At 70.8% G+C, this 14118-nt stretch carries 14 protein-coding genes; 3 read left to right on the top strand and 11 right to left on the bottom strand.

Going from position 1 to position 14118, the window contains the following annotated elements; genetic code table 11:
- Positions 1 to 128 precede the first annotated feature (128 nt).
- Positions 129 to 1526, top strand: coding sequence for an HNH endonuclease signature motif containing protein (locus ACPEH0_RS11915; RefSeq protein ID WP_366214243.1), 1398 nt, complete (start codon positions 129 to 131; stop codon positions 1524 to 1526).
- A gap of 191 nt (positions 1527 to 1717) precedes the next feature.
- On the opposite strand, the gene ACPEH0_RS11910 is transcribed toward ACPEH0_RS11915, so the two are convergent.
- The 8 genes from ACPEH0_RS11910 to ACPEH0_RS11875 all read right to left on the bottom strand — a co-directional run bounded on the left by ACPEH0_RS11910 (position 1718) and on the right by ACPEH0_RS11875 (position 9518).
- Positions 1718 to 2122, bottom strand: a complete 405-nt coding sequence (locus tag ACPEH0_RS11910; protein ID WP_366214242.1) for a RidA family protein — start codon at positions 2120 to 2122, stop codon at positions 1718 to 1720.
- On the bottom strand, positions 2119 to 2895 hold the full coding sequence (locus tag ACPEH0_RS11905) for an enoyl-CoA hydratase-related protein (RefSeq protein ID WP_363379583.1): 777 nt from the start codon (positions 2893 to 2895) through the stop codon (positions 2119 to 2121). The genes ACPEH0_RS11910 and ACPEH0_RS11905 overlap by 4 nt, the downstream gene beginning before the upstream one ends.
- Positions 2896 to 3200: 305 nt before the next feature.
- Positions 3201 to 4388 (bottom strand): thiolase family protein, encoded by a 1188-nt coding sequence (locus ACPEH0_RS11900; RefSeq protein WP_217532485.1) that lies wholly within the window; start codon positions 4386 to 4388, stop codon positions 3201 to 3203.
- Complete coding sequence (locus ACPEH0_RS11895) at positions 4385 to 5575, bottom strand: bifunctional 2-methylcitrate synthase/citrate synthase (RefSeq protein ID WP_366214241.1); 1191 nt, start codon at positions 5573 to 5575, stop codon at positions 4385 to 4387. The genes ACPEH0_RS11900 and ACPEH0_RS11895 overlap by 4 nt, the downstream gene beginning before the upstream one ends.
- 22 nt (positions 5576 to 5597) lie before the next feature.
- On the bottom strand, positions 5598 to 6497 hold the full coding sequence (gene prpB / locus ACPEH0_RS11890) for a methylisocitrate lyase (protein ID WP_311861391.1): 900 nt from the start codon (positions 6495 to 6497) through the stop codon (positions 5598 to 5600).
- A 160-nt stretch (positions 6498 to 6657) separates the two neighbouring features.
- Positions 6658 to 8184 carry an MmgE/PrpD family protein gene (locus ACPEH0_RS11885; RefSeq protein WP_366214240.1) on the bottom strand — a complete coding sequence of 509 codons (1527 nt, stop codon included), beginning with the start codon at positions 8182 to 8184 and terminating at the stop codon, positions 6658 to 6660.
- A complete protein-coding gene (locus tag ACPEH0_RS11880) occupies positions 8181 to 8852 on the bottom strand; it encodes a GntR family transcriptional regulator (RefSeq protein WP_359919677.1) in 672 nt (223 codons plus the stop codon). Before ACPEH0_RS11880 ends, ACPEH0_RS11885 begins: the two co-directional genes overlap by 4 nt.
- Positions 8853 to 8909: 57 nt before the next feature.
- Complete coding sequence (locus ACPEH0_RS11875) at positions 8910 to 9518, bottom strand: TetR/AcrR family transcriptional regulator (protein ID WP_366214239.1); 609 nt, start codon at positions 9516 to 9518, stop codon at positions 8910 to 8912.
- Positions 9519 to 9586: 68 nt separating this feature from the next.
- On the opposite strand from ACPEH0_RS11875, the gene ACPEH0_RS11870 reads away from it, so the two are divergent.
- Together ACPEH0_RS11870 and ACPEH0_RS11865 are read left to right on the top strand one after the other, a co-directional pair.
- A complete protein-coding gene (locus ACPEH0_RS11870) occupies positions 9587 to 10564 on the top strand; it encodes a zinc-binding dehydrogenase (protein ID WP_366214238.1) in 978 nt (325 codons plus the stop codon).
- 49 nt (positions 10565 to 10613) lie between these two features.
- On the top strand, positions 10614 to 11147 hold the full coding sequence (locus ACPEH0_RS11865) for a ribonuclease H family protein (RefSeq protein WP_366214237.1): 534 nt from the start codon (positions 10614 to 10616) through the stop codon (positions 11145 to 11147).
- Between the two features lie 109 nt (positions 11148 to 11256).
- Here the strand turns inward: ACPEH0_RS11865 and ACPEH0_RS11860 are convergent, their stop codons facing one another.
- The 3 genes from ACPEH0_RS11860 to rlmN all read right to left on the bottom strand — a co-directional run bounded on the left by ACPEH0_RS11860 (position 11257) and on the right by rlmN (position 14103).
- Positions 11257 to 11736 carry an NUDIX domain-containing protein gene (locus ACPEH0_RS11860; protein ID WP_217532469.1) on the bottom strand — a complete coding sequence of 160 codons (480 nt, stop codon included), beginning with the start codon at positions 11734 to 11736 and terminating at the stop codon, positions 11257 to 11259.
- A gap of 16 nt (positions 11737 to 11752) precedes the next feature.
- On the bottom strand, positions 11753 to 12766 hold the full coding sequence (locus tag ACPEH0_RS11855; RefSeq protein WP_217532468.1) for an aldo/keto reductase family protein: 1014 nt from the start codon (positions 12764 to 12766) through the stop codon (positions 11753 to 11755).
- 80 nt (positions 12767 to 12846) lie between these two features.
- A complete protein-coding gene (gene rlmN, locus ACPEH0_RS11850; RefSeq protein ID WP_423719472.1) occupies positions 12847 to 14103 on the bottom strand; it encodes a 23S rRNA (adenine(2503)-C(2))-methyltransferase RlmN in 1257 nt (418 codons plus the stop codon).
- Positions 14104 to 14118: the final 15 nt, after the last annotated feature.

The raw sequence follows: 14118 nt of genomic DNA, 5'->3' as shown, positions 1-14118 counted from the left end.
CGAGGATCGGACGTCGGGTGGCGCCCTCGCCACGGATGAGAGGACTCTCATTTTCCGGGTGTGCAGAACGTGTGTTCTGGGCCGGTTTCGCCAGGGTGGATGTCGGTGGCCAGTGGCAGAGTGCAGGTATGACGGATGCGGCGGAAACCCCCGGTGGCGAGAACTATCTCGCCACTCTGGCGGGCGTCGTCGCGGACGTCGATTCCGCGGCCCGGCGGATCGCTGCCGCGCAGATCGAGGAACTGCGCGCGCTGGCCGCCGCGGGCCGGTTGGCGGAGGCGCAGAGCGCGCAACGGAACGCCCGCGTGCAGGTTCACGACATGGCGTTACGGTCGATCGCGGCCGAGGTCGGCGGGGTCATGCGGGTCACCGACCGGACCGTGCAACGCCGGATCGGCGAAGCACGGACTTTGGTCGAAGGGTTCCCCGCGACGGTCGAGGCGTGGGAGCAAGGTCGCATCGTTCGAGGCCACGCGATCGCGATCCTCGAGACCGGGACGAGTCTGCCCGCGGAGATGTGGGCGGAGTTCGAACAGGTCGCGATCACCCGGTGCGAACGGGACACTCCCAACCGGGTGCGAGGCGAGCTGGAGATCCTCGCGCACCGGATGCACTCTCGCTCGTTCGCGGAGCGGCATGAGGAAGCCGCCGCTGGGCGGTGCGTGCGGATCGTGCCCGGACGAGACGGGATGAGCGACGTGGTCGCAACCGTCCCGACGGTGATCGCCGAAGGGATTCACGACCGGCTCACGCAGCAGGCAAGGGCGATCATCGACACCCGCGACGAACGTGCCACTGCACGCGGCGGTGCTGGTGTCGCGTTCGGGGGCGCAGCCACGCAGGTCGGAGACGACAGCGACAGCGATGACGCCGCGACGATCATCGCCACCGATCAGCGCTCCACCGATCAGGTCCGCGCCGACGTGTTCGCCGACCTCCTCCTCGCCGGGACCCCGGCGCTGGACGACACCCGAGACACCACCGCCGGCCCGCTCGGTGCGATCCGCGCCCGCGTGCAAGTGCTCGTGCCCGCCGCGACCCTCACCGGAGAAGACGACGGCCCCTGCGACCTGACCGGCCGGTCCCCCATCGACCCCGCGACCGCCCGCACCCTCGCGGGTGGCACCCGCATCTGGGAGCGGCTGTTCCACGACCCCACCACCGGTGTCACGGTCGCGACCGACTCTTACCGCGTCCCGTCCGGGATGCGACGATTCCTGCAAGCACGGGATCAGCACTGCCGGTTCCCCGGATGCCGCGTCGCAGCCATCCGCTGCGAGGTCGATCACACCCACGACCACGCCCTCGGCGGGCGCACCGAACTCACCAACTTGGCGCACTTGTGCCAACGGCACCATTCGATGAAGCAGTTCACCGCCTGGCGGGTCCGACAACTCAAGGGTGGAGTCCTGGAATGGACCTCACCCCTCGGCAGGACCTACCGTGAAGACGCACCCACCCCGGCCGTCGCGTTCACCCCTGCACCACCACCACCACCCGCACCAGCGGAACCCGCGCCCTTCTGACCCAGGGGCAGACAGGCGCGACCCAGCGCGCTCGAGTCCCGATGAACGCGGGCGCATCTCGGGTAATGATCAGTGCACCACCTCGCGCAGGCACGCACGCATGCACGACGGCCAGCCGCTCTCGACATCGTCGGTGACCACCGCGACGATGTGCCGCGCGGGAACCCACCCCGACCCCCGGCATCCGCCGATCAGCCGCGACGCACCGCGGCGACGACCTCGACCTCTACCAACTGGTGCGTATACCCCAGGGCGGCCACCCCCATCAGGGTGCTCGGCACGTCGTGCTCACCGAACGCCGCGCGCACGACCTCCCAGGCCGCGACCAGATCCCGCCGCTCCGACGACGCGACGAGGACCCGCGTCGAGGCGACGTCCGCGATCCCGGCACCCGCGGCATCCAACGCGACGAGCATGTTCTCGACACAGCGCCGCGCCTGCCCCGCCACATCCCCCACTGCGACCGTCGACCCGTCGTCCGCCAGCGGACAGGCCCCCGCAAGGAAGATCAGCTCCGCCCCCGGCTCCACCCGCGACGCGTACGCGTACGGCGCCGCCGCCAGGGCATCCGACCGCACGAGATGCACGGCGCTCATCGGTGTCGGAACTCCGGTGCCCGCTTCTCCCGGAAGGCCGCCATGCCCTCCTTCTGATCCGCCGTGTCGAACAGCCCCGCGAACGCCTGCCGCTCGAACCGCAACCCCTCGGCGAGCGTCGACTCAAGTGCGACGTCCAACGCCGCCGTCGCCGCGTACAGCGCCGGCAGCGGCTTCGACGCGATCGTCTCGGCCGTCCGCTGCGCCTCCTCGCGCAGCTCCGCCGCGGGGACCACACGCGACACGAGCCCCGCACGATCGGCCTCCTCGGCGGTCAGCTGCCGCCCCGTCAGCACCAGCTCCGCCGCCTTGAACGACCCGATCGCCCGCACGAGACGCTGCGTGCCACCCAGCCCCGGGATCACACCCAGGTTGATCTCGGGCTGACCGAACCGCGCCGAATCCGCCGCGAGGATGATGTCGCACATCATCGCCAGCTCGCACCCACCGCCCAGCGCGTAACCCGCCACCGCGGCGATCGTCGGCGTCCGCACCGCCGCGAACCGCGACCACTTGCCGAAGTGGTCGGCGAGCAGCATCTCGCTGCCGCTGAGCGCCTCCATTTCCTTGATGTCCGCTCCCGCCGCGAACGCCCGCTCACTGCCGGTCACGACGATGGCGCCGATCCCGGCATCCGCGTCGAACGCCTCCGCGGCATCCACCAGGTCGTGCATCACCTGCGCGTTCAGCGCGTTCAGCGCGTCGGGCCGGTTGAGGGTGATCCACCCGACGCGTCCGCGCGTCTCGGTGACGATGGTCTCGTAATCGGTCATGTCGACATGCTCGCAGACGGATGCCTCCACCCGCCCGACACGCTCCGTTCACCCATCGGCCACTCGGCGACACGCCCCGGACACCCACGGCGGCCGTCGTGCCCGACCCCGTCCGCACCTCCGCCGAGGGTGCCGCCCTCAGCCTCACGCCCGTCGGATCGTACGAGACCGGCGTCTTCGACGCCTCCACGCGTCCGACCCCGCACAGCCCACCAAGCTTTTCTCGATCGCCTCCGACGGCGTCGCGAACCCCGTCGCGATCCGCGAGGCAGCGGGCCTGACCCCCGGTCAGGTGCTCGCCGCGCTCAGCCGTCCCAGCGACGCAGCAGCGCGGCGAGCGCCTGACCGCCGCCGATGCACATCGTGACCACGGCGTACTCCGCACCCGTGCGCTGCAGGGTCAGCGCCGCCCGGACCGTGAGGATCGTCCCGGTCGCCCCGACCGGGTGGCCGAGAGCGATCGCACCGCCGTACGGGTTCGTCCGCTCGGGATCGAGCCCGGTGTCCCGCATGACGGCGATCACCTGGGACGCGAACGCCTCGTTCAGCTCGACGGTCGCGATGTCGGCCGGGGTCAGCCCCGTCTGCGCGAAGAGCTTCCTCAGCGCGAGCGTCGGGGCGTACCCCATGATCGCGGGGTCGAGCGCGGCGGTCGTGACCGCCTCGATCGTTGCGAGCGCCGACAGCCCCTCGGCCCGCACGTCGGACTCGCGCATGAGCACGGTCGCGGCGGCGCCGTCGTTGATGCCCGAGGCGTTCCCCGCGGTGACCGTCCCGTCCGTCGTGAACGCCGGTCGCAGCCGGGCGAGCGCCTCGAGGGTCGTGTCGGGTCGCGGATGCTCGTCGGCGGTCACCTCGACCGGCCGGCGTCCGGTGGTGGTCGTCGGGGCGATCTCCTGCGCGAACGCCGCGCGGGCGGCATCCGTCGCTGCGCGTCGTTGCGACTCGACCGCGTACGCGTCCTGCTCCTCGCGCGTCACACCGAACCGCTCGGCTACCGTCTCGGCCGTCGTCCCCATGTGCTTCCCGCTGAAGGGGTCGGTGAGCATGGCGAGCGTCCCGTCGAGCAGGCGCCGGTGGCCGAGCGTCGCCCCCGACCGGGCGTCCATGTCGTAGAACGGCATCCGCGTCATGTTCTCGGCGCCGCCCGCGACGGCGACGTCGATCCCGCCCCAGCGCAGCTCCTGCGCGGCCGACCAGATCGACTGCAGACCCGACCCGCACAGCCGGTTCACCGTGAACGCGGGGGTGTCGTCGGTGAGGCCCGCCGCCAGCGCGATGCGGCGCGCGATGTAGGCGTCACCCGCGACCTGACCGATCGTGCCGATCACGACCTCGCCCACCCGCTGCGGGTCGACTCCCGACCGGCCGAGGGCCGCCGTCACCGCCTGCGCGCCCAGCTCGTGGGCCGGGGTGTCGCGGAACGCGCCGTCGAACCGGCCGACCGGGGTGCGCGCGCCGGCGACGATCGCGATGCGCTCGGCAGAGGTCACCCCGCGGCCTCCTCCGGCCGCTCCAGCGCCTCGACCTCGGCAGCATCCGGAACGTAGCCGTCGATGTGCCGCTCGGCCGCGCCGTCGTAGGCGGACAGGGGACGGATGAGGGCGTTGGATGCCTGCTGCTCCATGATGTGCGCCGTCCACCCCGTGATCCGCGCCGCGATGAACAGCGGCGTGAAGGTGAGGGTGTCGAAGCCGATCAGGCTGTACGCCGGGCCCGACGGGTAGTCGAGGTTCGGGTAGATGCCCTTGCGCGAGACGAACTCGGACTCGAGCGTCTCGTACAGCTCCGCGACGTCCCGGCGGTCGTAGTGCGCGACGAGCGCGTCGAGCGCGGCCTTCATCGTCGGCACACGGGAGTCGCCGCGCTTGTAGACGCGGTGCCCGAAGCCCATGATCTTGCGCTTGGCGGCGAGGGCCTCGTCGAGCCACGGCACGACCGCGTCGGCGGTTCCGATCTCGTCGAAGATGTGCATGACGGCCTCGTTCGCACCGCCGTGCAGCGGTCCCTTGAGTGCACCGATCGCACCCACGACCGAGGAGTACAGGTCGCTGAGGGTCGAGGCGATCACGCGCGCCGTGAAGGTCGAGGCGTTGAACGAGTGCTCGGCGTAGAGGATCATCGAGCGGTTGAAGGCGTCGACGACGACCTCGTCGGGCTCCTCGCCGAAGGTCATCCAGAGGAAGTTCGCGGCGTACCCGAGGTCCTCGCGCGGCTCGACGATCTCCTCGCCGCGCCGGCGCCGCTGCCCGTACGCGACGACGGCGGGCAGGATCGCGAAGAGGCGGATGCTGCGGTCCAGGTTCTCCGCCGGTGTGCCCGCGGCATCCAACACATTCGCGATCCCCGCGGTCTCGAACGCCCCGAACAGGCTCACGACCGTGCGGGCCTCGTCCATCGGATGGGCCGAGACGGGCATCGCGTCGATGAAGGAGCGGATGTCGGCGGGCAGCGCGCGGTTCGCGCGCTCGACCGCCTGCAGCTCGGCGAGCTGGTCGGCCGTCGGCCGCTCGCCGTGCCACAGCAGGTAGGCGACCGCCTCGAACGACTGCGTCGCGGCGAGCTCCTGCACGGGGTAGCCGCGGTAGAGCAGCGAGTTCGTCTCGGGGTTGACCTTGCTGATCGAGGTCGTGTCGGCGTAGACGCCGGCGAGACCCTTCTTGATGTCGGGGTCGGTCATGCTCGCTCCTGTTCCTCGACCGTCAGCGGTCGATCCGGAAGGTGAAGACGTTCGTGTCGAAGTGGTTGTACGACTCGTAGTCGATGAGGTCGTACAGGTCGGCGCGGTGCTGCATCTCGCCGAGCCGGGACGTGAGGTGCCCGTCGTCGATCAGCGTATCGAGCGCACGCTCGGCCGCGCCCATCGCCATCCGCAGGAGCGACACCGGCCAGATGACGATGTTCACCCCGACGTCCCGCAGCTGGTCGACCGTGAACAGGTCGCTCTTGCCGAACTCGGTCATGTTCGCGAGGATCGGCACGTCGACCGCCTCGCGCACCGCCGCGAACTCCTCGAGGGTGCGCATGGCCTCGGGGAAGATCGCATCGGCGCCCGCGTCCACCAGCTTGCGCGCGCGGTCGGTCGCGGCATCCAGTCCTTCGACGGCGCGGATGTCGGTGCGCGCCATCACGAGGAAGTTCGGGTCGCGGCGTGCGTCGACCGCGGCGCGGATGCGCTTGAGCGCCGTGTCCTCGTCGACGACCGCCTTGCCGTCGAGGTGGCCGCAGCGCTTGGGGTTGACCTGGTCCTCGATGTGCGCACCGGCGATGCCGGCGTCCTCGAGGGTCTGGATCGTGCGGGCGACGTTCATCGGCTCACCGAACCCGGTGTCGGCGTCGATGATCGCGGGCAGCTCGGTCGTCCGGGCGATCTGCTGCCCGCGCGCGGCGACCTCGGTGAGCGTCGTCAGGCCGATGTCGGGCAGTCCCAGGTCGGCCGAGAGGACGGCGCCCGAGATGTACACGCCCTCGAAGCCCTTGCGCTCGATGAGCCGGGCCGACAGCGGGTTGAAGGCGCCGGGGAACCGCAGCAGCTCCCCCGAGGCGAGCCGCTCCCGGAACAGGCGGCGCTTCTCGTGCGCCGGCGTCTGCGCGTACAGCATCAGCGGGTCCCTCTCTCGATGCGACCGCGTTCCGAATTCAGTCCCGACAGATGCCGCATCTCACCGTGCGTCCCGGAATCGCGGGTTTCCGCAGCCGGACGACGATCGGCTCCCGAGAGCAGGGACTGAATGCCGAACGCGCGGCCGACCACGCTCTCCATCAGAAAAGTCCCTTCGGGGCGGGGGCGGCCGCGAGGACGCCGGGCGCGGCCACGAAGTCCAGCTGACGGACCTCGTCCGCGGTGAGTTCGGGCAGGCGCTGCACGAGCGCGAGGAACCGCTCGATCTCGGCGGCCTCGAGCACCGGCTCGGCCAGCAGCCGGAACTTGCGGATGTAGTCCTCGCGGGCGAACGGCCGGGCACCCAGCGGGTGGGCGTCGGCCACGGCGATCTCGTCGACGACGGTGGAGCGGTCGGCGAGGGTGATCTCGACGCGACCGCCGAACGCCTTCTCGGCGGGGTCCTCCGAGTGGTAGCGGCGCGTCCACTCAGCATCCTCGGCGGTCGTGACCTTGTGCCACAGGGCGACGGTGTCGGGCCGTCCGGTGCGCGCGGGGGTGTACGAGTCGACGTGGTGCCATCCGCCGTCCTGCAGCGCGACCGCGAAGATGTACGGGATCGAGTGGTCGAGCGTTTCGCGGGATGCCGCGGGGTCGTACTTCTGCGGGTCGCCGGCGCCCGAGCCGATCACGTAGTGCGTGTGGTGGCTCGTGTGCAGGACGATCGAGGCGATGTTGGCGGGGTCGCGCAGCTCGGGGCGCTCGGTGCCGAGCCTGCGGGCGAGGTCGATCCACGCCTGCGCCTGGTACTCGGCCGAGTGCTCCTTCGTGTACGTGTCGAGGATGCCGCGCTTCGGCTCGCCGGCGGCGGGGAGCGGCACCTCGTAGGCGGCGTCCTTGCCGTCGAGGAGCCAGGCGATGACGCCGTCCTCACCCTCGTAGATCGGCGACGGCGAGGTCTCGCCGCGCATCGCGCGGTCGACGGCTTCGACCGCCATCTTCCCGGCGAACGCGGGGGCGTGCGCCTTCCACGTCGAGATCTCACCCTTCCGCGACTGGCGAGTCGCGGTGGTGGTGTGGAGCGCCTGGGCGACAGCCTGGGAGATCGTTTCGACGTCGAGGCCGAGGAGCGTGCCGATGCCGGCGGCGGCCGACGGCCCGAGGTGCGCGACGTGATCGATCTTGTGCTTGTGCAGGCTGATCGCCCGGACGAGGTCGACCTGGATCTCGTACCCGGTCGCGAGCCCGCGGACCAGGGCTGCCCCGTCGGCGCCGACGTGCTGCGCGACCGCGAGGATCGCGGGGATGTTGTCTCCCGGGTGCGAGTACTCCGCCGCCAGGAACGTGTCGTGGTAGTCGAGTTCGCGGACGGCGACGCCGTTGGCCCACGCCGCCCACTCCGGGCTCGTGCGCGTCTCGTTCGGCACGCCGAACACCGTGCCGCCGTAGCCGCCCGTCGACACCGGGTGCGACAGCGCCTGCGAACGGGCTGCGCTGACGGGACGACGGGTGAGGGATGCCGCGGCCACCGCCGCGTTGTCGATGACCCGGTTCACGATCATGTCGACGACGTCGTCCTCGACGGCGACCGGATCGACGGCGACCTGCGCGATCTTGTGGGCGAGCTGCTCCTCGCGGGGCAGCGGCTCGTCGCTGCGGTAGACGCGGACGTGGTGGGTGGCGGTCATGTCGGTTCCTCCGGGGTGTCGGACAGGGAGTCGAGGATCGAGGCGAGCGCGTTGTGCAGGTGCACGTGCGTCGCGTGGGCGGCGAGGTCGCCGTCACCGGCGGCGATCGCGCCCGCGATGAGGCGGTGCTCGGCGACCGAGGCGGCGAGGCGTTCGGGGTTGTCGCGAGCCAGGCGCCGCACGCGCACGAGGTGAGTGCGGACGGTGCGCAGCGCCGAGGTGAGGTAGTCGTTGCGGACGGCGGCGTCGAGCTCGGCGTCGAAGCGGGCGATGAGCGCGTAGTACGCGTCGGCGTCGGATGCCGCTCCGCCCGACGCCTGCGTCGCTGCGAACTCGGCGGCGAGCGCAGCGAAGACGGATCGATCGCCCGCTCGGGCCGCCAACCGGGCCGCGGTCTCCTCGAGCGCGCGGCGCACGGCGAACAGGGCCTCGATATCGGAGGCATCGATGCCGGCGACGACGGTGACCCGCGGGGACGCCTGCTCGACGAGCCCGCCGGCGGCGAGTCGGCGGAGTGCCTCGCGGAGCGGCGTCCGACTCACGCCGAGTCGTGCGGCCTGCTCGACCTCGGCCAGAACGGCCCCGGGAGGCAGCGTCCCGTCCTGGATCTCGCGCAGCAGCGTCTCGTACGCGCGGACCCCGGCGTACCGCGCGGGTGCATCCGTCATGATCTCAGTGTATGCACAGTGGGTCTAATCGTGGGCGAAAGAGAGAAGATGGCCGGATTATGTATACACAGGGGCTGCGCCGGCATCCCACGACGCGACAGCGGTGAGGACCGCGCCGAGGCTGCGATCAGCGGCATCCGGATCCACCCTCGCCACGGCGAGCGCGGCGATCACCAGCGACGCACAGACCTCCGAGAGAGCCGCGCGCGAGGCTGCCGAGATCTCCGGCCGCGCGGAATCCACACCCGCGGCGATCGCGGCACGGAGCTCATCGGTGTACGCCGTGACGAGCGCGCGCACGTCGGGGTCGTCGTCGACGACGGGCGCGCACGCGGCGTTGAGCAGCAGGCATCCCGCCTGCGCCCGTGGTGTGCCGCTCGCGATCGCGCGCCGCATCTCGGCGACGTAGTGCTCGAGCGCGTCGGGACCGGCATCCGATCGCTGCAGCCGGCCGATGCGGGAGCGCACGACCTCGTCGAGGTACCGCGCGACGACGGCCTCGAACAGACCCTTCTTGCTGCCGAACGCGTGGTACAGGCTCGAGCGCTTGAGCCCCGTCGCCGCTTCGAGTTCCGCCACACCGGTCTCGGCGTAGCCGCGCGCCCAGAAGACGTCGCGCGCAGCGCGGACGACGTCGTCGCGGTCGAATGTCGCCGTGCGTCCCATGGATGCCCCTCTCAGCCGTCGGTACTATATTAGACCGATCGTTACAAAATGACGCCTTGGAGGAGAACATGCGCGCAGTCACCCACCCCGTCTTCGGCGAACCGGCCGACGTCCTCGAGACCACGGAGCTCCCCGACCCCACCCCCGGTGCGGGAGAGGTCCGGGTGCGGCTGCTCGCCTCGCCGATCCACAACCACGACCTGTGGACCATCCGCGGCACCTACGGCTTCAAGCCGGAACTCCCCGCCCGTTCGGGCACCGAGGCCGTCGGCGTCGTCGAGGAGCTCGGTGAGGGCGTCGAGAACCTGCAGGTCGGCCAGCGCATCGCCACCGGCGGCACCTTCGGCGTGTGGGCCGAGCAGTTCATCGCCCGCGCCGCGACCCTCATCCCCGTTCCCGAGGGCCTTCCCGACGACCAGGCCGCTCAGCTCGTCTCCATGCCGTTCAGCGCCATCAGCCTCATCGACTTCCTCGACGTGAAGCCGGGCGACTGGATCGTGCAGAACGCCGCGAACGGCGCCGTCGGCCGCATGGTCGCGCAGATGGGTCGCGCCCGCGGCCTCAACATCCTCGGCCTCGTCCGCCGCAGCGCCGCCGTCACCGAGCTCGCCGAGCAGGGCATCGACCGAGTCGTCGCCGTCGACACCGACGACTGGCGCGACAAGGTCGCCGAGATCACCGGAGGCGCCCCCATCATCGCCGGCGTCGACTCCGTCGGCGGCGAGTCGAGCGGTCACGTCCTCTCGCTCCTCGGCGAGAACGCCACGCTCGTCGTCTTCGGCGCGATGGACGCTCCCGTCATGCAGCTCGCGTCGGGCCCGGTCATCTTCCGCCACATCACGATCGAGGGCTTCTGGGGAAGCAAGGTGAGCACCGAGATGGATGCCGAGGGGCGCGGCCGGCTCTTCGGCGAACTCGCCCAGCACCTCTCTTCCGGCGTCCTGACCCTGCCGGTGTCGGCGACGTTCCCGCTCGAGCAGGCGCGCGACGCCGCCCGTGCGAGCCTGACCGCCGGCCGCGTCGGCAAGGTCCTGCTGCGCCCGTGACACCCCTCCCGCGCGCGGCGGTCGTGCCGCGCGCGGGTAGCGTGGTCGGGTGACCGATTCCTCCCGTTATGTCGTGGCCACCGACGGCGCCTGCAAGGGCAATCCCGGACCGACGGGCTGGGCGTGGGTCGGTGAGGACGGCCACTGGGCGGCGGGCTCGATCATCCAGGGCACGAACAACGTCGGCGAGCTGATGGGCCTCCTCAAGGCCATCGAGGACCATGCGGATGTCCGCGAGCTCGTCGTGCAGGCCGACTCCAAGTACGCCATCGACACGTACGAGAAATGGATGGACGGTCACCGCCGCCGCGGCTGGAAGACGTCCACCGGCGCGCCCACGAAGAACGTCGACCTGCTCGAGCAGCTGATCACCGCGCGCGACGCTCGCCGCGCCGCGGGCCTTCCCGACGTGGTCCTCGAGCACGTCCGCGGACACCGCGGTCACGTCCTCAACGAGTGGGCCGACGAGCGCGCCGTGCGCGGCGCCGAACACGCGGCATCCGGCAAGGAATCGGCGTGGTCGTCGCTCGGCGGCCTGCACGAGAGGCTCGACGTGTCCGAGGCGCCGAAGAAGAAGCGCTGACCCGCGCGCCGGTGCGGGCACGGACCGCGGAGTCTTCGTCGAGGTCGAGCTCCGCAACCGGTTCCGACCCGCGACCCCCGCGAATGCTCCGCGGTTGTTGCCGCGGCCGTCAGGTGTCCGCGGCGCTCAGCAGCTCGGCCAACCGATCGAACGCCGGCCGCTGCCCCTTCACGACCCGCTCGCGCGCGCGATCCAGCGGCATCCATTCGGCGCGGTCGACCTCGGGGAAGGATGCCGTCCGGCCCGATCGCGGCGGCCACTCCATCTCGAACTCACCGAACACGAACCCCTCCGCCTCGAAGCCCGTACCGTCGGCGACGAACACCGTCACCCGCTTGCCCGACGAGTACGCGAACGTGCCGAGCTCGGCGTAGTCCGCCTCGGGAGGGGCGACGCCGAGCTCCTCGCGGAACTCGCGCTTCGCGGCATCCAACGCCTCTTCGCCGTCCTCGAGTTCACCCTTCGGGACCGACCAGGCACCCTCGTCCTTCGACGCCCAGTACGGCCCGCCCATGTGAGCGACGAACGCCGACACCCCGCCCCCACCGTCGAGACGGTAGAGCAGGATGCCGGCGCTCTGCGTGGCCACGAACGGGCGGCGCTCGTCAGATCAGACGGGACTTCGGCGAGACGGAGTACGTCTCCTCCGGGTCGGTGACCGCCACCGGCGCCAGCGCCTCGTTGATCGCGGCGTACGTGTCGTCGTCGAGCTCGATCCCCGAGGCCTTCACGGTGTCCTCGAGCTGCTCGGGACGCGACGCCCCGATGATCGCCGCGGCGATGTTCGGGTTGTGCAGCACCCACGCGAGGGCGAGCTGCGGCATCGTGATGCCCGCGCCCTCGGCGATCGGCTGCAGCTTCTGCACCGCGGTGAGGGTCTCGTCCTTCATGAAGCGCTTGATCATGTCGGATCCGCCCTTCTCGTCCGTCGCGCGCGAGCCCTCGGGCGCCGGCTGACCGGGCTGGTACTTGCCCGTCAGGACGCCCTGCGCCAGCGGCGACCAGACGATCTGCGAGATGCCGAGCTCCGCAGAGGTCGGGACGACCTTGCCCTCGATGACCCGCCACAGCGCGGAGTACTGCGGCTGGTTCGAGATGAGCTGGAAGCCGAGCTCCTTCGCCAGCGCGTGCCCGGCCCGCAGCTGCTCGGCGGTCCACTCGCTGACGCCGATGTAGAGCGCCTTGCCCTGACGGACGATGTCGGCGAAGGCCTGCATCGTCTCCTCGAGCGGGGTCTCGTAGTCGTAGCGGTGCGCCTGGTAGAGGTCGACGTAGTCGGTGTTCAACCGCTTCAGCGAACCGTTGATGCCCTCGAGCAGGTGCTTGCGCGACAGACCGTGGTCGTTCGGCCCCTTGGGACCGGTCGGCCAGTAGACCTTCGTGAAGATCTCGAGGGATTCGCGGCGCTGACCCTTCAGCGCCTCGGCGAGGACGGACTCGGCCGCCGTGTTCGCGTAGGCGTCGGCGGTGTCGAACGAGGTGATGCCGAGGTCGAGGGCCTTGTGGACCGTCGCGATCGCCGCGTCGTTCTCGACCTGCGAACCGTGGGTGAGCCAGTTGCCGTAGGTGAGTTCGGTGATCTTGAGGCCGCTGTTGCCCAGGAATCGATAGTTGACCATGCCGATGACGCTACTCTCGCGCCCCGGTCGACTCCGCGGGCCTTGACAGGGTTACGCCGCCGGCGGAATCGCCTCCGGAGTCAGACGGATGCCGCCGCGGCCTGATCCTCTTCGGTCGCGACGAGCTGACCGCACGCGCCGTCGATCTCCTTGCCGCGGGTGTCGCGGAGGGTCGTCGGGATGCCGGCGTCGTTGAGCCTGCGGACGAACTCGTTCTGCACGTCGACGTCGGACGAGGTCCAGATCGAGCCGGGCGTCGGGTTCAGCGGGATCGGGTTCACGTGCACCCAGCCGCGACCGCGCGCGTTGAGCTTCTCGGCGAGGAGATCCGCGCGCCAGGCGTGGTCGTTCATGTCCTTGATGAGCGCGTACTCGATCGAGACGCGACGCCCGGTCTTGTCGAAGTACTCGCGCGCGGCGTCCAGGGCCTCATCGACCTTCCAGCGCGAGTTGACGGGGATCAGCTCGTCGCGCAGGTGGTCGTCGGGAGCGTGCAGCGACAGTGCGAAGGTGACCGGGATCTCCTCGGCGGACAGCTTGCGGATCGCCGGCACGAGCCCGACGGTCGAGACCGTGATGCCGCGGGCGCTCATGCCGAGCCCGTGCTTCTTGTCGACCATCGTGCGAACGGCCTGCATGACGCGGGCGTAGTTGGCGAGAGGCTCCCCCATGCCCATGAAGACGATGTTCGTGACGCGCTCGTCCTTGTGGCCGACCTTGCGGGGATCGCCCAGGCCGCCGTCGGCGATGAGGCGGTTGGCGCGGACGACCTGGTCGACGATCTCGGCCGCCGACATGTTGCGGGTGAGGCCCGCCTGGCCGGTGGCGCAGAAGGGGCAGTTCATGCCGCAGCCGGCCTGGCTCGACACGCACAGCGTGATGCGCCCGGTGTACCGCATGAGCACGGACTCGACGAGCGCGCCGTCGTGCAGGCGCCACAGGAACTTGATCGTGTCGCCGCCGTCGGTCTCGAGCCGGCGCACCTCGGTCATGAGGTTCGGCAGCAGCCCGCCGACGAGCTCGTCGCGGTTCGCCGCCGGCAGGTCGGTCATGTGGGCGGGGTCGGACGTGTAGTGCTGGAAGTAGTGCTTCTCGAGCTGCGCGGCGCGGAAGCCCGGCATCCCGAGCTCCTTCAGCTTCTCTACGCGCGCGTCGTGATCCAGGTCGGCGAGGTGCACGGGCGGCTTGCCCCGCTTGGGGCTCGCGAACTGCAGGAGCGGGCGGCCTTCGGCATCCTTCGCCTGCGTCCACCCCTCGGTCGCGGGACGCACCTGCTTGGGCGTCGTCGAGCGCACGGCGGACATGCCCTCGGGGCGCGCGGGAGTGGACTCGGTCATGCCTTCCAGGCTACC

This window comes from Microbacterium sp. NPDC079356 (assembly GCF_049545465.1).
GTDB lineage: Bacteria > Actinomycetota > Actinomycetes > Actinomycetales > Microbacteriaceae > Microbacterium > Microbacterium gawkjiense.
Note: the sequence above shows the minus strand (reverse complement) of the source record. Positions and strands in the feature narration are given on the sequence as shown.